Raw genomic sequence first — 22,496 nt, forward strand, 5'->3', positions numbered from 1 at the left:
GCGGCTACTCGAATCGGACGCGGGGATCGGCCAGCGTGTAGGAAATGTCGGCCAGGATCAGCCCCACGATGTAGAGCGCCGAGCCCAGGAACACCATGGCGCGCACGATGGAGAAGTCCTGCGCGTTGATGGCGTCGATGGTGTAGCTGCCCAGCCCTGGAATACCGAAGAACGACTCGGCGATCAGGCTGCCCATGAACAGCAGCGGCAGCGCGGCGACCGTGCTGGTCAGGATGGGCAGCATGGCGTTGCGCAGCACGTGGCGGAACAGCACCACGCGTTCGGCCAGCCCCTTGGAGCGGGCAGTGCGCACGTAGTCCTTGCCGATTTCCTCAAGGAACAGGGTGCGGTAGAAGCGCGCCTCGGGGCCCAGGCGGGACACGATCGCCACCAGCACCGGCAGCGCCAGGAACTTGACCATGTCCAGCCCGCCCGAATAGCCCGAGAACGGCACCAGCCGCAGCAGCTTGGCAAAGACCCACTGCCCCGCAATGATGTAGAACAGGCTGGAAATGGACAGCAGCATCACGCACAGCACCACGCCCCAGAAGTCCAGCCGGGTAGCGCGGAAATAGACCAGGGTGAGCGAAAACACGATGCTGGCGAACAGCCCCAGGAAGAAGGTCGGCACCGCCAGCGCCAGGCTGGGGCCCATGCGCGTCTTGATTTCACGGCCGATGTCGCGGCCGCCGTCGGACGCGCCAAAGTCCATGACCAGGAGCGGCACCGAGCGCTGGTAGAACACCGTATCGGTGACCCGAGCCGCGCCCTGGGCCTGGGCGTTGAAGAACAGCGGCTTGTCGTAGCCGCGCTCGGCCTTCCATTTTTCGACGGCGTCCTGGCTGACGCGCTGCCCGCCGATGGCCAGCCGGGCCATGTCGTCGGGCGTGTTGACCGCAAAGAACAGGATGAAGGTGAAGAGATTCACGCCGATCAGAATCAGCACGCCATACAGCAGCCGGCGTATCACGTAGCCGATCATGATTGATGCTCCTTGCGTTCGGGCTGAGTGAAGGCCGTCTGGCGCTCACGCCGCTTTAGCGCAACATACGAAGGCCATATCGCCAGCACAATCAGCAGGACGAAGACGCCGATGGGCCACCAGATGGGCGAGTTCCATTCGTCGATCTTGCGCTGGCGCAGGTCCGGGTCGATCTTCATGTACTGCAGCGTGTTGCGGACCATCTGCGTGGGCTTGGCGTTGCCCACCCACTGCTGATAGGCGCCGCCCGACATGGGGAAGTAGCCGAACATCCACGGCGCGTCGCGCTGCACGACGGCGATCATCCTGGCGATCAGTTCGGCCTTTTCCGGGCCGTCGTCCAGGAACTTCATCTGTTCGAACAGCCGGTCGAATTCCGGGCTGGAGTAGTTGGCGGCGTTTTCGCCGCCGCCCTTGGCCTTGGCGTTGGGGCCATACAGCAGGAAGAGGAAGTTCTCGGCGTCGGGGTAGTCGGCGTTCCAGCCCCACAGGAAGATCTGCGCGGAGCCGCGCAGCATCTTGTCCTGGAACCGGTTGTAGTCCGTGGCGCGCACGTCGAGCTGCACGCCGATCTTGGCGAGCTGGCGGCGCATCCAGTCGAACTGCGGATTGGACCCGCCACCGGACATGGAGTCGTAGTACAGCACCAGCGGCGCCCCCGTCTGCGCATTGCGGCCGTCCGGGTAGCCGGCTTCAGCCAGCAGGCGCTTGGCCACGTCGATGGACTTGCGCACGGGCTTGCCGTCGACCAGGTCGTAGACGACCGGGTTGATGCCCTCGGGCGGTTCGCGGTAGCCCAGCACGCCCGGGGGCACGGGCCCATAGGCCACGGACGCCTGGCTGTTCTCGAACACCGCCACGTATTCTTCCCAGTCGAAGGCGATGCTGATGGCCTGGCGCAGCTTGCGGTTGCGCGCTTCCTGCTCGGGCGTGTCGCCCTTGCCCACCACCGGGTCCAGCCAGTTGAAACCCATGTACCAGTTGGCGGTTTCGACCGTGGTGGGCAGCTTGATGCCGTGCTCGCGGTATTTGCGCGCCTTGTCCTGGCTGTCGCCGGCGGCCACCAGCATGGCCACGCCGTATTCGCCGCGCTCGATCTGCGGCACGTCGTAGTAGCCCTGCATGAACTTGCCGGTCAGCGGAATGGCTTCCTTTTCGACACTGAATTCCGCGCGGTCGATGAAGGGCGTGGGTTTGCCGCAGTCGGCCAGCATGCCCGCGGCCTCGTCGCCGGGCTCGCCTTCGCAGGGATAGGGCTCGCCGTGGAAATTGGGATTGCGGCCCAGCACGTGGCGGCGGTTCTGCAGCGACTCGACCAGCATGTAGGGACCGGTGCCGACCGGCCAGGTGTTCAAGGACAGGTCATGCGCGGCCATGCCGGGCTGGCTGTAAAAGCGGTCCGCCTCCCAGGGGATGGGCGCCGTGAATGTCATCGCCAGCCAGTACTTGAACTGCGGATACTTGCCGTCGACGCGGATGCGCAGCGTGTGCGGATCCAGGGCTTCCACGCCCTTGAAAGTGTCGTCCTCGCGCAGGTCCAGCCAGGGCGGCGCGCCGGCGCCGCCGGGCATGTCGCGCCGCAGTTTCTGGTCGCGCTTGCGCAGGCGGTCGCCGTAGTCCTTCAGGCCGTGCACGTGCTCGGCCATCAGGGAATAGATGGGCGACACCACGCGCGGGCTGGCCAGGCGGCGGAAGGCGTAGACGTAGTCGTCGGCCGTCAGTTCGCGCGTGCCGGTCAGCGGGAAATCGGGGATGTAGAACTTGTCGTCGAGCTCGCCCGGCGCCAGCGGATAGTACGCGTAGCTGCCGTCGTCCTTGCGCGCGAAGGCCGGATGCGGGGCGAAGCGCATGCCCGGCCGGATCTTGATGTCGTAGATGCTCTGGGCGATCTGTTCGCCCGGCGCATCCGCCGGCAGCGGGTTGCCCTGGGCGTCCAGGTAGACCGGCGGGTCGATCGAGGCAGCCGCGCGCGGCACCAGTTCGTAGGGCCGCTTCAGGTAGTGATACCCGTATAGCGGCTCATAGATGTTGTAGGTATAAGGCGTTTCGTCGCCGGAATAAGAACTGGCCGGGTCCAGGTACTTCGGGGAGCGTTTGACGAAAGCGGAATAAAGCGTGTTCTGGCTTTCTGCGCCGGATGGATACGGGCTGTTGATGGGGCTTTCTTGCGAGCAGCCCGCTAACGCCAGCGACAGCAGCATGGCCGACGCCCAGAGCCGCTTCATGACACCCATGGAAACCTTCCCTTCGTTTCGTAACGACAGAGGATAGCAAACGCGGGACGAGTCCCGTAACCCGGCATCTCCCTAGGCTCTCAGCCGCACTGGCGCTGGCGCCAGCAGTCGTAGCGCCATTTCCAGGGCTGTGTGACGTTGGGACGGGCCCACAGCCCCCGGCCGGCCTCTTTGGCCTGGCGCTGCAGTTCCGGCATGGCCTTGTCGCGCAGGTAGTCGCCCTTGCGGGCGGTGTAGGCCCAGGCGTAGCCGGCCTCGACCTGCAGGCGGTTGGCCGAGCGGCCATCGTCCAGGATCAGCGCGCAGACATCGCGGCCGTACTGGTCCTGTTCGTAGCACTGGGCCGTGAGCGCCTTGCCCGCGACCAGGCTGGCCAGGTGCTTGCGCGCGGCTTCGGCGTCGGGCTGCCCGGGCTGCTCCGGGCCGTGCCCCTCTTCCGGCGCGTCGATGCTGTCCATGCGGATGCGCCGCTGCCCGTCGGGCGCGCGCAGGGTCACGGTGTCGCCGTCCGCCACGTTCACGATGGTGCCGGTCAGCGTGTAGCTGCCCTGCGGGACGCCGCCAGCGGCTGCCGGCCCGGACCTGCCGGGCGCCGACGGCGCGGCTGCGCTTGGCCGCGACTCCTGGCGGTCCGAAGGCTGCAGCCAGTTGACGAGGGCGCCCGCCGCCGCGAGGATCAGGGCAACAACGACGGCGGTCAGCTTGCTGCCGCCGCGAAAGGGAGGTTTGCCACGCACCAGCGGGACTCCAGATAGGAAAACGAGGGCAGTTTGCCACAAGCCCGGGCCGGACTTCCCGCATGCGCCGGCCGCCAGCCGGGCGCCGGCGCGGCGGCTTGTTCAGACCTTTCCCTAGAGCCAGCCGGACTTGCGGAAACGCCAGTACAGCACCGAGCACGCCGACACGATGACGCCCAGCGTGATCGGATAGCCCCAGGGCGATTTGAGCTCTGGCATGAATTCGAAGTTCATGCCGTAGATGCCGGCGATGGCGGTGGGCACCGCCAGGATGGCGGCCCAGGAGGCCAGTTTTCGGGTGGTGTCGTTCTGCGCGGCCTGGCCGATCATCAGGCTGGCTTCAAACGCGAACGCCAGCGACTCGCGCAGCGAGTTGAACAGTTCGTCCACGCGCAGCACGCGGTCCGCGACTTCGCCGAAGTACGGGCGGGCATGCTCGTCCACGGCGGACATTTCCACGCGCGCCAGGCGGCGGCAGATCTCGGCCAGCGGCGACACGACGGTATGGATGCGCAACAGGTCCCGGCGCTGGCGGTACAGTCTGCGGATGTCGGAGTCCTTGGCGCCGCGGATCAGCAGCTTCTGTTCCGCGCCTTCTACCACGGACTCGATCTTCACCGCCGCGGCCACGTAGCGGTCCACCAGCCAGTCCAGCAGTTCGGAGGCCACGTAGTCGCTGCCGCGTTTGAGCAGGTCGGGCGAGGCTTCCAGGCGTTCGCGCAAGGGGCTGTGGCCCGCGGTGGCGCCGCGGCGCACCGTGACCAGGAAGCCGTCGCCGATCAGGAACTGGGTTTCGCCGAAGATGGGACGTTCGGCCTCGACCTCGACCGTGATGGCGACGATCAGGATCATGTTGCCGTAGTCGATGATCTTGGGCCGCTTGTGGGTCTCAAGCATCTCTTCCTGGTTCTTGTCGCAGGCGCCAAGCTGGCTTGCCACCTTGGCCAGGGTTTCCGGGCTGGGGTTGCGCAGACCGATCCACAGCATGCCGTGGCGCAGCCCCTGGCTGACGTATTGTCCCGCTTCGTCGATGGGGACCTCGCGGTCCCGCCGTCCGTTTACGTAGGCGATCGACGCCACGACCTCGCCCTTGGGCGCGTCGGCGGCTTGTTCTTCAGTAGACATGGAAACCCTCAGACAAATCGATCCCTGCCGGACAGCTTATGCGTATCGGCCGATGATAGCCCAGCCCGCATCCGGCCTAGAACAGGTTGCGCACGCGCTTGGCCACGTCGATGCGCGGGGCCTGGGGCTCCTTGGGCTCGCCGCGTCCGGCCGGCAGGTCCGGCAGCTTGGGCAGGTGGTCGAACAGCGGCAGCATCGCATTCGTGATGTAGCGCGTGCGCGAGCCGTAGACGTGGCGGTCGCCCATGCCGGTCTGCTGGTGCACATAGAAGCGCTGCGGCACGATCAGCTGCAGGCGTTCTTTGGCGCGCGTCATGGCCACGTACAGCAGGCGGCGCTCTTCCTCGATCTCTTCGGCAGTGCCGGTGCTCATGTCCGACGGAATGCAGCCGTCGACCACGTTCAGCACGTAGACGGCCTTCCATTCCTGGCCCTTGGCCGAATGGATGGTCGACAGGATCATGTAGTCTTCGTCGCGCAGCGGGGCGCCGGACTCGTCGCTTGTCGCGTCCGGCGGATCCAGGGTCAGCTCGGTCAGGAAGCGTTCGCGCGACGGATAGCCCGATGCGATGCGCACGAGCTGGTCCAGGTCGGTCTTGCGCACCCGCGCATCGTCGTACAGGCGTTCAAGCTGGCCGCTGTACCAACGCAGCGCCAGGTCCACGTCGGCGGGCCATTTCAGCCCGGGATCGCACAGCGCGGCGTAGGTATCGGCGAACGCGCCCCACTCTTCCTGGGCCGCCGCCCCCGGCTTGAACTCGCGCAAGGCCCGCAAGGGCTCGTCGGACGCGGACATCGCGTCCATCAGTTTGCCCGCCGTGGCCGGACCGATGCCGGGCAGCAGCTGCGCCACACGAAAGCCCGCCATGCGTCCGCGCGGGTTCTCGGCCCAGCGCAGCAGCGACAGCAAGTCCTTTACATGCGCAGCCTCCAGGAAACGCAGGCCGCCGAACTTCACGAAGGGAATGTTGCGGCGGGTCAGTTCCAGTTCCAGCGCCGCGCTGTGGCTGGTGGTGCGGAACAGCGCCGCCTGGGACTTGAGCGTTGCGCCGCCCTCGCGCTGGGCCAGGACCTGGTCGGCCACCCAGCGCGCCTGCCCGGCTTCATCGCTGACGGTCACCAGCTCGGGCAATTGGGACGACTGCCGGTCGGTCCAGAGGTCCTTGGCGTAGCGCTCGGTCGCCAGCCCGATCACGGCGTTCGACGCATTCAGGATGGGCTGCGTGGACCGATAGTTGCGGTCCAGCGTGATAACCCGCGCGGGTGCGAGAAACTGGTGCGGAAAGTCCAGAATATTGCGCACGGTGGCCGCCCGGAACGAATAGATGGACTGGGCATCGTCGCCCACCACCGTCAGGCCTCGCCCGTCGGGCTTCATCGCCAGGAGGATCGACGACTGCAGACGGTTGGTGTCCTGGTATTCGTCCACCAGCACGTGGTCAAAGCGCGCGCCCACGTCCGCCGCGATCTCGGCGTCGGACATCATCTCGGACCAGTACAGCAGCAGATCGTCATAGTCCAGCACCTGCTGGTCCTGCTTGGCCGCGACATAGGCGCGGAACAGGTTCTTCAGTTCGTCTTCCCACTGGATACACCACGGGAAGGACGTCTTGAGCACGTCGGCCACGGGCGTCTGGCTGTTGACCACGCGCGAATAGATGGCCAGGCAGGTGCCCTTGAGCGGAAACCGGGACTTGGTGGACGACAGGCCGAGTTCATGCCGCACCATCCCCATCAGGTCTTCAGCGTCGCCGCGGTCGTGGATGGTGAACGCTTCGGACAGGCCGATGCGCTGCGCGCAATCGCGCAGCAGGCGCGCGCCGATCGCGTGGAACGTGCCCGCCCAGGGCAGCGACGGGGCCTGCTGCGACGAACGCAGGTTCATCACCCGCTGCAGCACCGACCCGACGCGGCGCTCCATTTCCTGCGCGGCGCGGCGCGAGAAGGTCAGCAGCAGCATGCGCTGCGGGTCCGCGCCGTTCAGGATCAGGTGCGCCACGCGGTGCGCCAACGTGTTGGTCTTGCCTGACCCCGCCCCCGCGATCACCAGCAGGGGGCCGTCGCCGCCAGGCGCGCCAGCCACGCCGAATTCGGCCGCCTCGCGCTGCGCCGGATTCAGGTCGGCCAGGGGATCGGGACGACCAGTTGGGCGGCCAGTTGGACGGTCAGTTGGACGGTCAGTCGGACTGCCGGCCGGAAGCTCGGCGGGGCGTTCGTTGGAAGGCGAGGACGGAAGATTGGCGTGATCGGACATATCGCGGTGCCGCAGCGCTGCGGCCGCAAAAAAAGGAAGGAGCCAGGGCTGGCTCCGGACTAACACTGTATATTTATACAGAATTTTTTGAATTCCGTCTGATTTCCCCTGGCTCCATGCCTGATTCCGCCCGCATCCTGACCGGCACCGCCTCCTGGACCGACCCGACCCTGCTGGCCTGCGGCCGCTTCTACCCGCCCGACGCGCACAGCGCGGAGTCCCGGCTGCGGTTCTATGCAACGCGCTTTTCGCTGGCCGAGGTCGACTCCAGCTTCTACGCCCTGCCCGCGCCGGACAACGCCCACCTGTGGGCCACCCGGACGCCAGACGATTTCGTCTTCAACATCAAGGCCTTCCGCCTGTTCACCGGCCACCAGACGCCGCTGACTGCCCTGCCGCCGGACATCCGCCGCGAACTCGCGGACTGGCCGGAACCCGTCATCTATCACGACCAGATGCCGGCCGACCTGCGCGACGAGGTCTGGCGGCGCTACCAGATTGCGCTGGAGCCCCTGCGGCTTCCCGGCAAACTGGGCGCCGTGCATTTCCAGTTCCCGCCCTGGATACGGCGCGACGCGCGCGGCATGGCGCGGGTGGCGGACTGCGCCCGGCGCATGGACGAACACCTGATCTCGGTGGAGTTCCGGCACCGCAGCTGGTTCGACAGCCCCGCCGCCACCGCCGGCACGCTGGCCTTCGAGCGCGACCTGGGCGTGGCGCACACCGTGGTGGACGCGCCTCAGGGGTTCGAAAACACCGTGCCCGCCGTGTGGGAAAGCACGCATCCGGACCTCACGCTGCTGCGCCTGCATGGGCGCAACGCCGCCACCTGGAATGCTTCCGGCGCGGCCTCGTCCGGCCGCTTCCAGTACGAATACACGGAACAGGAACTGGCCGAACTGGTCGCGCGCTTTACGCGCCTGGCGTCCCAGACCGGGCAGGCGCACGCTGTGTTCAACACCAACTTCGAAGACCAGGGCATGCGCAACGCCGCGGCCTTCGCCTCGGCCCTGGCGCTGCCGGGGGTTTGATATCGCGGGCTCCGCCCTACCCGCCGCGCGCCACTTCCGCCAGGCTTTCCAGCAGCACTTCGAACTTGCGCGCGATGTCGTGTTCGGGCACGCAGGCGTAGCCCAGCAGCAGGCCCGGCCGGCGGCCGTCTTCGTTGACGTAGTAGCGCGACAGCGCGCGCGTCAGCACGCCCTTGCCGCGCGCCACGTCGACCACGCGCAGGTCGTCCATGTCCTGCGGCAGGGTCAGCACCAGGTGCAGGCCCGCCATGCTGGCGTCGCGGTGCAGCCAGTCGGGGCCCAGCCGCCGCTCGATCAGGTTGACCAGCATGGCGCGGCGGCGCCCGTACAGCATGCGCATGCGGCGGATATGGGCGGCGTAATGGCCCTCGGAAATGAAGGCCGCCAGCGCGGCGTGCGTCATCAGGTGGCCTTCGCGGTACAGCTCGGCATGCGCCGCCTGGAACGCGGCAGTCAGCGTCTTGGGCAGCACCAGATAGCCCACGCGCAGCCCGGGATACAGCGTCTTGCTGAAGGTGCCCATGTAGATGACGGGCGCGTCCGGCTCCAGGCCCTGCAGCGACTCGATGGGCTTGCCGGAGAAGCGGAACTCGCTGTCGTAGTCGTCCTCGATGATCCAGCTGCCGCTTTGCCGCGCCAGCGCCAGCAGCTGGCGCCGGCGGGTAAGCGACATGACCGGCCCCAGCGGGTACTGATGCGAAGGCGTGACGAAGATGAAGCGCGGCGGCGTGGCCGCGTTGTCCGGCAGGCGCATGCCCTCTTCGTCCACCGGCAGGTGCACCGTGCGCAGGCCATTGGCCTGCAGGATGCTGCGGGCGCCCCAGTAGCCGGGATCTTCGACCCAGGCGGTTTCGCCGGCCTCGCCCAGGATGCGGGTCGTCAGGTCAATGGCCTGGTGCGAGCCCTCGGTGATGATGATCTGGTCGGGATCGCAGTCGATCGAACGGGTCAGCGCCAGGTGCTGCGCCAGCGCCTCGCGCAGCGCGGGCAGGCCTCCGCCGTAGGAGTAGCTCAGCAGATCCGGCGAGGGATTGCGCCACAGGCCGCTGAAGATGCGGCCGAACTTCTTGTGCGGGAATTCGGTCAGGTCGGGCACGCCAGGCATGAAGGCGCCCCACTGGTAAGGCGAGGCCGACACGCTGTCGACGATCGCCGCGCCCCGTGGCGACAGCGCCGGGCGCGGCTGTGCCTGGGGCGCCTGGCGCAGGCGGCGCCCGCTGGCCAGGTAGGAGTCCGGCACCGACGCATTGACGAAGGTGCCGTTGCCCTGGCGGCTGCGGGTATAGCCTTCGGCCAGGAGCTGGCTGTAGACGTGCACGACCGTATTGCGCGCGATGCCGAGCTCGGCCGCGAGGTCGCGCGTGGCCGGCAGGCGCGAGTCCGCGGCGATGGATCCATCCAGGATGGCTTCGCGCACGCCGCGGTAAAGCCGCTTGTTCATGGGATCGCTGGATCCGTCGGCCAGACGGAGCAGCAGCAAGTCACCGACGATGGACCGCAATTGGTTCTACCTGATTTATCAAAGTGGTTCCCACAAGTGGGGCCATCGTAGCATTAAATAAGGTTTTTACCGCCCATCATGCTCTGCGAGACCGAGATGAAGAATCAGGATCTGAATACCCGCCGTTCCCTGGCCACGCCGCGCGGCGTCGGCGTCATGTGCGACTTCTATGCCGTGCGCGCCGAAAACGCCACGCTGTGGGATGCGGAAGGCAAGGAATACATTGATTTCGCGGGCGGCATCGCCGTCCTGAACACGGGCCACCTGCACCCGAAGATCAAGGCCGCGGTCGCCGCCCAGCTCGACAACTTCACGCACACGGCCTACCAGATCGTGCCTTATGAAGGCTACATCTCGCTGGCCGAGCGCATCAACCGCCTGGCGCCCATCGACGGCCTGAAGAAGAGCGCCTTCTTCACCACCGGCGTCGAAGCCGTCGAAAACGCCGTCAAGATCGCGCGCTCGGCCACCGGCCGCTCGGGCGTGATCGCCTTCTCCGGCTCGTTCCACGGCCGCACCATGCTGGGCATGGCGCTGACCGGAAAGGTCGCCCCGTACAAGCTGTCGTTCGGCCCGATGCCCGGCGACATCTATCACGTGCCGTTCCCCAACGCCACGCAGTCGATCAGCGTCGCCGATTCGCTCAAGGCGCTGGACCTGCTGTTCAAGGTCGACATTGATCCCAAGCGCGTCGCGGCCATCATCATCGAGCCCGTGCAGGGCGAAGGCGGCTTCAACATCACCCCGCCCGAACTGATGACGGCGCTGCGCAAGGTCTGCGACGAACACGGCATCCTGCTGATCGCCGACGAAGTCCAGACCGGCTTCGGCCGCACCGGCAAGCTGTTCGCGATGGAGCACCACTCGGTCCAGGCCGACCTCATCACGATGGCCAAGAGCCTGGGCGGCGGCTTCCCGATCTCGGGCGTGGTCGGCCGCGCCGACGTCATGGACGGCCCCGCCGCGGGCGGCCTGGGCGGCACCTACGCCGGCAACCCGCTGGCGGTCGCCGCCGCGCATGCGGTGCTGGACGTGATCGCCGAGGAAAAGCTGTGCGAACGCGCCAACCAGCTGGGCGAGAAGCTGCGCGCGCACCTGGAAGGCCTGCGCGCCAAGGTTCCCGGCATCGCCGACGTGCGCGGCCTGGGCTCGATGGTCGCGCTGGAACTGAACGACGCGGCCGGCAAGCCCGACGCCGAAGCCGTCAAGCGCGTGCAAAAGCACGCCATCGACAACGGCCTGATTTTGCTAAGCTGCGGTGTATACGGGAACGTCCTGCGCTTCCTGTATCCCTTGACCATTCCCGACGCCCAGTTCGCACGCGCGCTGGACATCCTGTCCGAGGCGCTGACCGCCTGAGACGCAGGCCCTGAATAAACGGTTATTCGGCCGGCAGGAACAACGATTGCGGGCGTAGCAGGCGCGGCGGCTTGATCACCAGGCCGCTCGCCTGCCGCGCCCGCAGTCGCTTGTTCCGCCGGCCTTTCAAGGAGACTCCCCCATGACAGCATTGACTCATCCCCTCTCGCGTCCCGACCTGCTGCGCGACGCCTGCTACATCGACGGCAAGTGGGTAGGCGCCAACGGCGGCGCATCCATTCCGGTGGACAATCCCTCCACCGGCAAGACCATCGTGTCGGTGCCCAAGCTGGGCCGCAAGGAAACCGAACAGGCCATCGCCAGCGCCCAGGCCGCGCTGCCGGCCTGGAGCGCCAAGACCGGCAAGGAACGCGCCGCGATCCTGCTGAAGTGGGCGCAACTGATGATGCAGAACCAGCAAGACCTGGCCGCCATCATGACGTCCGAACAAGGCAAGCCGGTGACCGAGGCCGCGGGCGAAATCGCCTATGCCGCGTCGTTCCTGGAATGGTTCGCCGAAGAAGCCAAGCGCATCGACGGCGACATCCTGCAAAGCCCCAAGGCAGGCCAGCGCCTGATGGCGCTCAAGCAGCCCATCGGCGTCACCGCCGCGATCACGCCCTGGAACTTCCCCGCCGCCATGATCACCCGCAAGGTCGGCCCGGCGCTGGCCGCCGGCTGCACCATGGTGGTCAAGCCGGCCCAGCAAACGCCGCTGACCGCGCTGGCCCTGGCCGTGCTGGCCGAAGAGGCCGGCGTGCCGGCCGGCGTGTTCCACGTCATCACCGGCAGCTCGCGCGACATCGGCGCGGCGCTGTGCGAAAGCGACGTCGTGCGCAAGCTGAGCTTCACGGGTTCGACCGAAGTCGGCCGCACGCTGATGGAGCAATGCGCACCCACCATCAAGAAGCTGTCGCTGGAATTGGGCGGCAATGCGCCCTTCATCGTGTTCGACGACGCCGACCTGGACCGCGCCGTGGACGGCATCCTGGCATCGAAGTACCGCAACGCCGGCCAGACCTGCGTGTGCGCCAACCGTATCTATGTGCAGGCCGGCGTGTACGAAGAAGTCGCCAAGCGCCTGGTGGCCAAGGTCAACGCCATGAAGGTCGGCGACGGCTTTGAAGACGGCGTGACCCAAGGCCCGCTGATCGACCGCAACGCGGTGGAAAAGGTCCAGGAGCACATCGCCGACGCCACGGCCAACGGCGCCAAGGTCATCGCGGGCGGCAAGCCGCATGCGAAGGGCGGCACGTTCTTCGAACCGACCGTGGTGCGCGACGTGACGCAGTCGATGCGTTTTGCGTCCGAAGAAACCTTCGGCCCGGTGGCGCCGCTGTTCCGCTTCGACACCGAAGCAGAAGTCATCGGCATGGCCAACGACACCATCTTCGGCCTGGCCGCCTACTTCTTCACGCGCGACTACGCCCGCATCTGGCGCGTGTCCGAATCGCTGGAATACGGCATCGTCGGCATCAATACCGGCCTCATTTCGAATGAAGTCGGCCCGTTCGGCGGCGTCAAGCAATCCGGCCTGGGCCGCGAAGGCTCCAAGTACGGCATCGAAGAGTACCTCGAGATCAAGTATCTCTGCGTGGATCTGGGCGCCTGACGCCCGGCGCGCGCGGCGCCCGCCGCGCGCCGGGGATAGGCGGGCTCCCCGCCCGCTTATCCCCAGCAATTGTGGACAACCCGGCTGACAAGTCCTGCATGACCGGAAAAAGTCCTTTCAAAGCAATGACTTGAAAATCACGCTCAAATGCAGCCCAGGCATGATAGATTTGCGCGTTCCCTGGACGAGTCAGTATGAGCAGAACTTTCACCCTCGAGGACACCCGCAAGCTGGCGGCCATCCTGGCTGAAACGGCGCAGACGGAAGTCATGCCGCGCTTTCGCAACCTGCCCGAGGGCGCGGTGCGCGACAAGAGTTCGCCGCGTGACCTCGTCACCGACGCCGACGAAGCCGCCGAACGCCTGATCGCCACACGCCTTGCCAAGCTGCATCCCGGCGCCGTGCTGATCGGCGAAGAAGCGTCCGCGCGCAATCCTGCGCTGCTGAACATGCTGGTCGATGCCGACCTGGCCTTCCTGATCGACCCTATCGACGGCACCCGCAACTACGTCGCCGGCCTGCCCCTGTTCGGCATGATGATTGCGGCCTGCCACCGCGGCGACGTGATCGCCGGCGTGATCTACGACCCGGTCAGCCGCGACAGCGCCCTGGCCGTGCGCGGCGAAGGCGCCTGGCTGGAATACGAAAACGGCAAGCGGACGCCGCTGACCGTCGCCAGCCCCGCGCCCCCGCAGGACATGGACGGCCTGATCGCCACCGGCGCCCTGCCCGAACCCCTCAGGTCCGCCGTCAATGGCAACCTGTCGCGATTGGGCAGCACGGCGTCCCTGCGCTGCGCCGCCCACGAATACCGCATGCTGGCGGCGGGGCACTGCCATGTGGCCCTGTACAACCAGCTTACCGCCTGGGACCATGCCGCGGGCTGGCTGCTGCACCGCGAAGCCGGCGGCTATGCGGCGCGCTTCGACGGATCCCCCTACAAGCCCACCCACCGCACTGGCGGCCTGCTGTACGCGCCCGACGCCGGCAGTTGGCATGCGGCGCGCAAGGCGTTGTTGGGGGACGCATTGGAAAGCGTCGAGGCTTGACAGGAAGGGCCTTTGCAGCCCTGAAATATGGGGTTATCCCTAGGAGTTATCCCCAGTTCCTGTGGACAACCCTATGGAAAGGTCTGTAACCGTTCAAAAAAAACCTTGCCGGGCAAGCACTTGCTTAAACCGGTCAAAAACCGGCCGACCCGGCTGCCGCTACAGCGCCTCGAGCGCCACGGCGCAAGGCTGCTCGACTTTAAGGGTCAGAAGGCTGTCCGCCCGGGTGCGGCCCAGGTTGATGGCGGCGATGGGAATGCCGCTGCGCGACGCGGCGGTTACAAAGCGGTAGCCCGAATACACCATCAGCGAAGATCCGACCACCAGCACCGCGTCGGCGTTCGCCAGCCCGGCATTGGCCCGGTCCACGCGGTCGCGCGGCACGGTTTCACCGAAGAACACCACGTCCGGCTTGACGATCCCGCCGCAGCGCGGACACGGCGGCACGGCAAAGCGCGAAAAATCGTGCCCGTCCAGGTCGGCATCGCCGTCGGGCGCGTCGCTTGCCTCAAGCGCCACCCAGTCGGGGTTGAGCGCGTGCAGCGCGTCCTGCCAGTCGTGGCGATTGCCGCGCCAGTCGCAATTCATGCAGCGCACCGCGTCCAGCCGGCCGTGCAGGTCCACGACGTCGCGGCTGCCCGCGGCCTCGTGCAACCCGTCCACGTTCTGCGTCACCAGGATGGCGACATGGCCGCGCGCCTCAAGGCGGGCCAGCGCCAGGTGCGAGGCATTGGGCCGCACGTGGCCGAAGCGCCTCCAGCCCACCATGCTGCGCGCCCAGTAGCGCGCCCGGGCCAGTTCGCCGCCCATGAAGGTCTGCAGCGTCATGGGCGGCTGGCGCTTCCATTCGCCCTCGGTATCGCGGTAATCGGGAATGCCGGAATCGGTGCTGACCCCGGCGCCCGTCAGCACGAACAGCCGGGGGTGCCGGTCGATGAAGCCGCGCAGCGCGGCCAGTTCCGAGACTGCTGTGTCCATCCAGGCTCCTCAGTCGAATTTCCGCGCGGCGGCACGGGCCGCGCACGGAAAAGCGGCGTTCAGCCGCCCAAGCCGCAGTCGGGCATGTCGCTGACCAGGCTGGCCTGCGTGACGTTGCTGCCCGGCGGCACGCTGCGCGTGAGCCAGACGTTGCCGCCGATGGTCGAACCCTTGCCGATCGTGACCCGGCCAAGGATCGTCGCGCCAGCGTAGATCACCACGTCGTCCTCGATCAAGGGATGGCGCGCCAGGCCCTTCTTGAGTTCGCCGTTTTCGCCGGGCGGGAAGCGCTTCGCGCCCAGCGTGACCATCTGGTAGAGCCGCACGCGGTCGCCGATGATGGCGGTTTCGCCGATCACGACGCCGGTGCCGTGGTCGATGAAGAAGCTGCGGCCGATGGTGGCGCCGGGGTGGATGTCGATGCCGGTGTCCGCGTGGGCGATTTCCGCCACGATGCGCGCCAGCATCGGCACGCCCAGCCGATACAGGACGTTGGCCAGCCTGTGGTGGATCATTGCCGCCACGCCGGGATAACAGAGCAGGACTTCGTCCACGCTGTGGGCCGCCGGGTCGCCCTGGTAGGCGGCCGTCACGTCCAGGTCGAGCGCGGCGCGCACGGCCGGCAGCTCGGCGCCGAACTGGCGCACGATTTCAATGGCGCGCAGCTGCGTGTCCGCCCGCAGGGCCGGGTCGTCCCGCCCGACGTACTGCAGCTCCAGACAGACCTGGTGCAGCAGCGCATCGAGCGCCGCGCCGATGGTGTGCCCGACGTAGAAGTCTTCGACCTCTTCGCGCAGGTCGATGGGGCCCAGGCGCATCGGGAACAGCGCGCCGCACAGGTTCTTGATGATCTGGCGCAGGCTTTCCTGCGAGGGGAATTCGCGCAGGCCGGCGTCGTCGCGCAGGCGGCCGCGCGGGCCGCGCCAGGCCACGCGCGCGCCGCGCAGGCCGGACACGATGCTGTCCAGGTTCCAGTGGGCAGTGGGGATATGGATGGGGCCGTTCATTGCCGCGGCTCCGTCTGGGCGCCGACGAATCCGGCATGCATAGGGATGACAAACATGGAAGTGCCTCGCTGACGATGCGTCGCCCCCGGCCGGACCGCCGGGGTAATGCTGCTTCGCAATAATTCCGTCAACTGTAACCGCTAGTCCCCATCCCCCGGAAGTCATCCGATATGCCGTTGGGGTTATGCGGCGACGGACTCCGCCTCATAGCCCTGCGGATTGCCCTGCTGCCAGCGCCAGCCGTCCGCGCACATCGACGCCACATCGTGCGTGCTGCGCCAGCCCAGCAGGGACGCCGCCAGCGCCGGATCGGCCCACATGCGCTCGACGTCGCCCGCCCGCCGGGGCAGCGTGCGCAGCGGAATCTTGCAGCCATTGACGCGTTCGAAGGCATGCACCAGTTCCAGCACGCTCGTGCCCTGCCCGGTGCCCAGGTTGACCGCGACAAAGCCCGGATGGCCCTCGGAATAGCTCAGCGCCTGCACGTGCCCGCGCGCCAGGTCCATGACGTGCAGGTAGTCGCGCACGCCTGTGCCGTCGACGGTCCCGTAGTCGTCCCCGAACACCCGCAGGTAAGGCTGGCGCCCCACCGCCACCTGCGTGATGAACGGAAAGAGATTGTTGGGCAGGTCGCGCGGGCTTTCGCCGATCTGCCCGCTGGGATGCGCGCCGATCGGATTGAAATAGCGCAGCGTGACGGCGCTGAAGCCGGGGTCCGCGGCGCAGACGTCGCGCAGCATTTCCTCGACCATGAGCTTGGTGCGGCCGTATGGGTTGGTGGGCGCCAGGGGATGGGCTTCGGTGAACGGCAGGTAGCGCGGTTCGCCGTAGACGGTGGCGGACGAACTGAACACCAGCCGGGAAACCCCGGCCTCGCGCATGGCGTGCAGCAGGACCAGCGACCCGTTGACGTTGTTGTCGTAATACTTGAGCGGGTCCGCCACCGATTCGCCCACCGCCTTGCAGCCCGCCAGATGCAGCACCGCGCTCACCGGCGCGCCCGCCGCCCGCGCTCCGGCCAGCACCGACGCGACCAGGCCGGGCGTGCGGATGTCCCCTTCGACCAGCGCTATCGGGACGCCGCAAAGCCGCTCCACCCGGCGCACCGCCTCGCGGCTGCCGTTGCTGAAGTTGTCCAGCACCAGCGGCCGCAGGCCGCAGGCCAGCATATCCACCAGCGTGTGCGTACCGATGTAGCCCGCGCCGCCCGTCACCAGCACCTGCGTATCCGCCATGTCGACGCTCCGTCAGAGATGGGCCGCCATGCCCGGCACCCACGCGTGGCGGGGACGCGGCGCTTGCGCGTGGCTGCGGTAGCGGTCGATCCAGTACGACGTGGAGGCGTCGTGCCCCCAGTCGACCACGCCGGCGGACACCGGCACGGCGAGCTCGCGCTCGATGCCGTTGGCCAGCCGCTTGCCCAGCTCCACGCCCCATTGGTCGAACGGGTTGATGCCCCAGACCACGCTCTGCACGAACACCTTGTGCTCGTACAGCGCCAGCAGCGCGCCCAGGCCGCGCGGATCGAGCTGGCGCAGGACGATCAGCGTGGACGGCCGTCCGCCCGGATGCACCATGTGCTGCGCCAGGCTCAGCGCGCGTTCCTGGTCATCGACGTGCGCCACGTCCTGCAGCGCCTGCTCCAGGCACTTGCCGCGCAGCAGGGCCTGGCGCTGCGCCAGGCAGTTGGCCAGCAGCATGCGGTGCGCGTCCGGGCTGTCGGCATGGCCCTGCAGGCTGGCGATGAAGTCGACCGGCGCGCCCTCTTCGCTCTGGTGCAGCCACTGGAAAAAGGTGTGCTGGCCATCGGTGCCCGGCATGCCCCAGATGATGGGGGCCGTCGGCACGCCGACCGCCGCGCCGTCGCCCGCGACCCGCTTGCCCAGCGATTCCATTTCCAGCTGCTGCAGGTACGTGACCAGGTGCAGCAGCCGCGCGCTGTAGGCCGCGACGTTCAGCGAGTTGTAGCCCAGCACGCTGCAGTTGACCAGACCGGCCAGCGCCAGCTGGATCGGCGCGTTCGACGCGAACGGCGCCTGCTGGAAGTGCTGGTCCATGGCTTCCGCGCCCGCCCGCATGCCGATCAGCACGTCGGCGCCCACCGTCAGCGCGATCGACAGCCCGGCGACGGACCAGACCGAATAGCGGCCGCCCACCCAGTCGCACATCTTGAAGATCTGGCTGGACGGCACGCCCAGCGCGCGGGCGGCCGGCGCATTGGAGGTCACGGCGGCCAGGTGCTCGGACACGTCGGCCACGCCGCCCTGCTTGAGCCAGGCGATGGCGGTGCGCGCATTGTGCAGCGTTTCGGCAGTGGTGAACGATTTGGACGACACCACCACCAGGGTGCGCCGCGGATCCAGCCCCGCCACGGCGTCGTGGAAGGCATGGCCGTCAATGTTGGACACGAAGCGGATCTGCCGGCGTTGCAGCGGGCCGCCGAAGGCCTGGACCGCCAGCCGCGGCCCCCAATCGCTGCCTCCGATGCCGATGTGCAGAACGGTGGAGAAGTCCGCGGACTGGTCCACGCGCCGCACGAAGTCGGTCATGCGCGAATACTCGCAGACCGAGTCCGCGTCCTGCCCGTCCGGCTGTTCGCGCGTGCGTCCGGCGCGCAGCGCGGTGTGCCACGCGGGCTTGCCTTCCGTCCAGTTGACCTGTTCACCCGAGAACAAGGCGCGGCGCGCCTCATCCAGCCCGCGCGCCTGCAGCAGCGCCGCGGCCGCGGCGTCCAGTCCCGACGACTGGCGCTGCATCGTCAGGTCCACGCACAACCCTGCCGCTTCGATCACCTTCAGCGCGCTGGCGTCCAGTTCGGCGCTCTGCGCGGACTGCGCGAAAGCCACCCACTCGGGGCTGTCCGCCAGTCCGGAGTTCGCCCTTAACGCCTCAATCGCATGTTGAGCCTTTCCCATCGCGTGATGCTCCTTAGAACGGTAAACGAATGTGAGGTGCAACGCGCTTGAACGCCTTGCGGAAGTCCTCCTCGATACGGGCCAATGCGGCCACGCTGTCTCCTTCGAACCGGAGTACCACCGTTGGCGTGGTGTTGGACGGACGCGCCAGGCCGAAGCCGTCGGCATAGTCCACCCGTATCCCGTCGAGATCGGTGATCGACAGCGCGCCAGGGAATTCCCCTTGCTCGCGCAGCGCGTTCACCAGTTCGACGTTTTCGCCTTCGCTGGTCTCCAGCTTTAATTCCGGGGTGGCGCAGGACTGCGGCAAGCTTTCCAGCAAGGCAGACGGGTCCGGCGCCGACGACAGGATCTCCAGCAGGCGGGCGGCGGCGTAAATGCCGTCGTCAAAGCCGTACCAGCGTTCCTTGAAGAAAATGTGCCCGCTCATCTCTCCAGCAAGCAGCGCTCCCGATTCGCGCATCTTGGCCTTTATCAGGGAATGCCCTGTCTTCCACATCGTGGCCTTGCCGCCGGCCTCGGTGATGGCCCGCGGCACGTGGCGGCTGCATTTGACGTCGTAGATGATCTCGGCGCCCGGATTGCGCGCCAGCACGTCGCGGGCGAAGAGAATCAACTGGCGGTCCGGCCAGATGATCTGCCCGGACTTCGTCACCACGCCCAGCCGGTCGCCGTCGCCGTCGAAGGCCAGACCGACCTCGCAATCCGAGTAGCGCAGGCAATAGATCAGGTCCTGCAGGTTGTGCGGATCCGCCGGATCGGGGTGATGGCCCGGGAACGCCCCGTCCACCTCGCAAAACAGTTCGGTCACTTCGCAGCCCAGCGCGCGGAACAGGCCGGGAGCCACCGCCCCCGCCACGCCGCTGCCGCAGTCGATGGCGATCTTCATGGGCCGCGCCATGCGGATATCGCCCACCAGGCGCGCCGCGTAGCACGGCACCACCTGCATCTGCGTGCGCCCCCCGGCGGTGTCCGCCGACTCGATCGGCAGGCGCATCGCATCGCGCAGCGCCGTGATGCCCTCGCCATACAGCGCCCCGCCTTCCAGCACGATCTTGAAGCCGTTGTGCGCGGGCGGGTTGTGGCTGCCCGTCACCGCGATGCCGGCGCCGGTGTCCATCAGCCGCGTCGTGAAATACACCATCGGCGTGGTCGCCATGCCGATGTCGATCACGTGCACGCCGGCAGAACGCAGGCCGGCCTGCAGCGCGGCGGCAAGCTCCACGCTGCTCAGCCTGCCATCCCGCCCCACTACGATGGACCGCGCGCCCTGCTCGCGGGCCTTGGTGCCCACCGCCATCCCCAGGCTGTGGGCAAACCTTGCGTCTATCTCATCCGGCACGGTCCCGCGTATGTCGTAAGCCTTGAAAACCGCATCCAGAATTTGCGGCGTGTCCCAGCCAAAAGTTCCGTGCATGCCAGTTTCTCCGTGTGGCGTTTACTTGGGGCCGTTCTGTTTGAAATCGCCGTAGTACGCCGCACGGGAGTATCGGTAACCACCGTACTTGGACCGGAAGCCGAAGCGTTCCGGAAGAAGCTTGAGACCATTGAAAAGCACGCCGTCCACCGGGGCGCCGGCCTGGATCAGGCGCTTGGCCGTCTCCCGGATCTCGCCCACCGTGTTCATGCCGGAGCGCACCACCACCATCACCGCCGCAGCGTGCGTGCCGACCACGGCCGCATCCGGAGACGACAGCACGGGCGCCGTGTCCAGGATCACCATGTCGTATTGCGTCGCCAGTTCGCGCAGCGTTTCGCCGAATACGGGCGAAGCCAGCAGTTCGGAAGGATCGAAGGTGACCGCGCCGGTCGCGATGAAGTCCACGCCCTCGGACACGCTGTGCTTGCGCACACGGCTCAGCGGGATCGTGCCCGACAGCACTTCGAACAGGCCATCTTCCTTGGGCACGCCGAAATAGCGGTTGAGCTGACCCTTACGGAAATCCGCGTCGATCAGCAGCACGCGCTTGCCCACGCCGCCCTGGATGAAGGCGAAGTTGGCCGACAGGAAGGACTTGCCCACGCCCGCCACCGGGCCGGTGAACATCACCATGTTGTTCGCCGACTTGTGCAGCGACGCCTGCAGCACGTTGCGGAACGACCGCAGGCTTTCAATGGGTGGCGAGTTGCCCTGGCTTTGGGCCAGCAGCGCCGGCACGGTGGCGTTCTTACGCCGGCTGCGGCGCCACAGCTTGTCCTGCATGTCGCTGTAGGGAATGGCGGCCAGCACGGGCAGCCCGGTGTGGCGTTCGACGTCCTCGGGTTCGGACAGGCCGCCGAACAGGGCGTTGCGCACGAACGCGCACAGGATGCCGAAGATCAGGCCGATCGCGGTAGCCACGCCGATGATGATCGCGCCCTTCGGACGGACCGGCTTGTCGGGCTGCACGGCCGCATCCAGGATGCGCACGTTGCCCACCTTGCCGGCGCGGATCAGCTTGAGCTGCTGGGTGTTGTTGAGCAGCGCGGTGTAGAGCTCGGTGTTGACGCGCACGTCGCGCACCAGGCGCACCACGTCCTGTTCCAAGTCGGGCAGTTGCTTGATGTTGTTGCCGATGCGGTTCACGTCGCCCGTCAGCGAAGAGATCTGCCGGTCGATGCCCACGATGCTCGGGTGCGTGGGCGCAAAGCGCGTGATCAGTTCCTGGCGCTTGGAGCGCAGTTCCATCACCCGCGTCTGCGCGTCCACCGACTGCGCAAGGATGAGCTTGGCCTCTTCGCTCAGGTCGATCGTGCCGCGCTTGTTGCGCAGCGCGTTGTACTTGGTTTCCGCGGCGTCCAGCTCGCTCTTGAGCTGGGGCAGCTGCTGCTCAAGAAAGTTCAGCGACTTCTCGGCCTGGGCCGACTTGCGGTTCACGTTCTGCTGCACGTACTCCTGGCCGATCTGGTTCAGGACGGCGGTGGTCAGCGCGGGATCGTTGCCCTCCAGCGTGACGCCAATGACGCCCGATGCGCGGCCGCGCTCGAAGATGCCCATGTGCGATTGCACGTTCTCGATGGCGGCCAGGCGCGAGCTGCGCGACACCGTGAATTCGGTGCCCGGGCGTCCCGACAGCGCGTCGATGTGCACGTCCATGGCGCCGCCGCCGGGCAGCAGGAAGCGCTCGGGCTTGCCGACGGTGCCGGTGAAGCTGGCGCCGGTGAGTTTGTCGCTCAACGAGAAGCGGCCTTCTCCCAGCGTGGTCACGCGGAAAGGCTTGCCCAGCCATTCGTTGGGCACATCCAGCTGCGAGATCGCGATGGTTTCGCCGCCCCACGCGTAGCCCCCGCGCGGCAAGCCGGACGGGTATGGCAGGCTCTCGTAGCGCTGCGCCAGCCATTCGCCCACCACCGGGAAATAGCGCGGCTTGGCGTGGATGTACAGCAGGAACTTGTCGACGGCCGGGCCGACGACCATGCGCGAGCGCAGCACTTCCATTTCGCCCGAAGTTTCCGCCTTGGTGTCAAACATCGACGACACGTCGCCCAACAGGCTGCGCGCCTGCCCGTTAGGCATTTCCTCCTCGACCTGCACGATGATGTCGGCCGAATAGACAGAGGGGGTCACCATCACATAGGCCAGGGCCCCAAGCAAGGCGACCATGGTGATCGCGATGATCATCCAACGGTTGGAAAAAATGGCGTCCACGTGGGACGACAGGGGGGTTTCCTGCTGACGGGCCGGGACTGACGGCTCGAACGATTCGATGGGCAACGACATGCAGCTCTCCAG

Annotated in this window: 16 protein-coding genes; 4 read left to right on the plus strand and 12 right to left on the minus strand. The window is 67.2% G+C overall.

What is annotated here, in order from left to right; genetic code table 11:
* Positions 1–4: 4 nt before the first annotated feature.
* The 5 genes from KYC_RS26520 to KYC_RS26540 all read right to left on the minus strand — a co-directional run bounded on the left by KYC_RS26520 (position 5) and on the right by KYC_RS26540 (position 7,332).
* Entirely contained in the window at positions 5–982 is a 978-nt protein-coding gene (locus tag KYC_RS26520) for an ABC transporter permease (RefSeq protein ID WP_008168344.1), read from the minus strand.
* Positions 979–3,216, minus strand: coding sequence for an ABC transporter substrate-binding protein (locus KYC_RS26525; protein WP_008168346.1), 2,238 nt, complete (start codon positions 3,214–3,216; stop codon positions 979–981). The genes KYC_RS26520 and KYC_RS26525 overlap by 4 nt, the downstream gene beginning before the upstream one ends.
* Before the next feature lie 80 nt (positions 3,217–3,296).
* The gene (locus KYC_RS26530) at positions 3,297–3,953 is read right to left on the minus strand and encodes a thermonuclease family protein (RefSeq protein WP_008168348.1); all 657 of its coding nucleotides are present in this window, start codon (positions 3,951–3,953) and stop codon (positions 3,297–3,299) included.
* A 114-nt stretch (positions 3,954–4,067) separates the two neighbouring features.
* Entirely contained in the window at positions 4,068–5,078 is a 1,011-nt protein-coding gene (locus KYC_RS26535; protein WP_008168349.1) for a magnesium and cobalt transport protein CorA, read from the minus strand.
* A 76-nt stretch (positions 5,079–5,154) separates the two neighbouring features.
* A complete protein-coding gene (locus KYC_RS26540) occupies positions 5,155–7,332 on the minus strand; it encodes a UvrD-helicase domain-containing protein (RefSeq protein ID WP_008168350.1) in 2,178 nt (725 codons plus the stop codon).
* A 116-nt stretch (positions 7,333–7,448) separates the two neighbouring features.
* Here KYC_RS26540 and KYC_RS26545 point away from each other — a divergent pair, with 116 nt between their 5' ends.
* Positions 7,449–8,363 carry a DUF72 domain-containing protein gene (locus KYC_RS26545; protein WP_008168351.1) on the plus strand — a complete coding sequence of 305 codons (915 nt, stop codon included), beginning with the start codon at positions 7,449–7,451 and terminating at the stop codon, positions 8,361–8,363.
* 16 nt (positions 8,364–8,379) lie between these two features.
* On the opposite strand, the gene pdxR is transcribed toward KYC_RS26545, so the two are convergent.
* Entirely contained in the window at positions 8,380–9,864 is a 1,485-nt protein-coding gene (gene pdxR / locus KYC_RS26550) for a MocR-like pyridoxine biosynthesis transcription factor PdxR (protein WP_008168352.1), read from the minus strand.
* Positions 9,865–9,960: 96 nt separating this feature from the next.
* On the opposite strand from pdxR, the gene KYC_RS26555 reads away from it, so the two are divergent.
* The 3 genes from KYC_RS26555 (at position 9,961) to KYC_RS26565 (ending at position 13,884) form a co-directional block, all read left to right on the plus strand.
* Positions 9,961–11,223 carry a 4-aminobutyrate--2-oxoglutarate transaminase gene (locus tag KYC_RS26555; RefSeq protein WP_008168353.1) on the plus strand — a complete coding sequence of 421 codons (1,263 nt, stop codon included), beginning with the start codon at positions 9,961–9,963 and terminating at the stop codon, positions 11,221–11,223.
* 142 nt (positions 11,224–11,365) lie between these two features.
* Positions 11,366–12,835, plus strand: a complete 1,470-nt coding sequence (locus tag KYC_RS26560; RefSeq protein ID WP_008168355.1) for an NAD-dependent succinate-semialdehyde dehydrogenase — start codon at positions 11,366–11,368, stop codon at positions 12,833–12,835.
* 194 nt (positions 12,836–13,029) lie between these two features.
* Positions 13,030–13,884 carry an inositol monophosphatase family protein gene (locus KYC_RS26565; protein WP_008168357.1) on the plus strand — a complete coding sequence of 285 codons (855 nt, stop codon included), beginning with the start codon at positions 13,030–13,032 and terminating at the stop codon, positions 13,882–13,884.
* Between the two features lie 159 nt (positions 13,885–14,043).
* On the opposite strand, the gene KYC_RS26570 is transcribed toward KYC_RS26565, so the two are convergent.
* From KYC_RS26570 to KYC_RS26595, 6 genes are all read right to left on the minus strand, one after another.
* Positions 14,044–14,862 (minus strand): NAD-dependent protein deacetylase, encoded by an 819-nt coding sequence (locus tag KYC_RS26570; RefSeq protein WP_008168360.1) that lies wholly within the window; start codon positions 14,860–14,862, stop codon positions 14,044–14,046.
* 59 nt (positions 14,863–14,921) lie between these two features.
* Entirely contained in the window at positions 14,922–15,869 is a 948-nt protein-coding gene (gene epsC / locus KYC_RS26575; RefSeq protein WP_008168363.1) for a serine O-acetyltransferase EpsC, read from the minus strand.
* 182 nt (positions 15,870–16,051) lie between these two features.
* Entirely contained in the window at positions 16,052–17,104 is a 1,053-nt protein-coding gene (galE, locus tag KYC_RS26580) for a UDP-glucose 4-epimerase GalE (protein WP_008168364.1), read from the minus strand.
* Positions 17,105–17,116: 12 nt separating this feature from the next.
* On the minus strand, positions 17,117–18,784 hold the full coding sequence (gene pgi / locus KYC_RS26585; protein ID WP_043519335.1) for a glucose-6-phosphate isomerase: 1,668 nt from the start codon (positions 18,782–18,784) through the stop codon (positions 17,117–17,119).
* Positions 18,785–18,797: 13 nt separating this feature from the next.
* Positions 18,798–20,201, minus strand: coding sequence for a phosphomannomutase/phosphoglucomutase (locus KYC_RS26590; RefSeq protein ID WP_008168368.1), 1,404 nt, complete (start codon positions 20,199–20,201; stop codon positions 18,798–18,800).
* A 21-nt stretch (positions 20,202–20,222) separates the two neighbouring features.
* Positions 20,223–22,484 (minus strand): GNVR domain-containing protein, encoded by a 2,262-nt coding sequence (locus KYC_RS26595; protein ID WP_008168370.1) that lies wholly within the window; start codon positions 22,482–22,484, stop codon positions 20,223–20,225.
* Between the last annotated feature and the right edge of the window lie 12 nt (positions 22,485–22,496).

This window comes from Achromobacter arsenitoxydans SY8, from assembly GCF_000236785.1.
In the GTDB taxonomy this organism is placed as follows: Bacteria; Pseudomonadota; Gammaproteobacteria; order Burkholderiales; family Burkholderiaceae_B; genus Achromobacter; species Achromobacter arsenitoxydans.

Bases quoted from the DNA above. Each gene is read 5' to 3' on its own strand.
- epsC (WP_008168363.1), bottom strand. From the start codon at position 15,869: ATGAACGGCCCCATCCATATCCCCACTGCCCACTGGAACCTGGACAGC.
- KYC_RS26535 (WP_008168349.1), bottom strand. From the start codon at position 5,078: ATGTCTACTGAAGAACAAGCCGCCGACGCGCCCAAGGGCGAGGTCGTG.
- KYC_RS26545 (WP_008168351.1), top strand. From the start codon at position 7,449: ATGCCTGATTCCGCCCGCATCCTGACCGGCACCGCCTCCTGGACCGAC.
- KYC_RS26555 (WP_008168353.1), top strand. From the start codon at position 9,961: ATGAAGAATCAGGATCTGAATACCCGCCGTTCCCTGGCCACGCCGCGC.
- KYC_RS26565 (WP_008168357.1), top strand. From the start codon at position 13,030: ATGAGCAGAACTTTCACCCTCGAGGACACCCGCAAGCTGGCGGCCATC.
- KYC_RS26595 (WP_008168370.1), bottom strand. From the start codon at position 22,484: ATGTCGTTGCCCATCGAATCGTTCGAGCCGTCAGTCCCGGCCCGTCAG.
- KYC_RS26590 (WP_008168368.1), bottom strand. From the start codon at position 20,201: ATGCACGGAACTTTTGGCTGGGACACGCCGCAAATTCTGGATGCGGTT.
- KYC_RS26520 (WP_008168344.1), bottom strand. From the start codon at position 982: ATGATCGGCTACGTGATACGCCGGCTGCTGTATGGCGTGCTGATTCTG.
- KYC_RS26540 (WP_008168350.1), bottom strand. From the start codon at position 7,332: ATGTCCGATCACGCCAATCTTCCGTCCTCGCCTTCCAACGAACGCCCC.
- KYC_RS26560 (WP_008168355.1), top strand. From the start codon at position 11,366: ATGACAGCATTGACTCATCCCCTCTCGCGTCCCGACCTGCTGCGCGAC.
- pgi (WP_043519335.1), bottom strand. From the start codon at position 18,784: ATGGGAAAGGCTCAACATGCGATTGAGGCGTTAAGGGCGAACTCCGGA.
- KYC_RS26570 (WP_008168360.1), bottom strand. From the start codon at position 14,862: ATGGACACAGCAGTCTCGGAACTGGCCGCGCTGCGCGGCTTCATCGAC.
- KYC_RS26525 (WP_008168346.1), bottom strand. From the start codon at position 3,216: ATGGGTGTCATGAAGCGGCTCTGGGCGTCGGCCATGCTGCTGTCGCTG.
- galE (WP_008168364.1), bottom strand. From the start codon at position 17,104: ATGGCGGATACGCAGGTGCTGGTGACGGGCGGCGCGGGCTACATCGGT.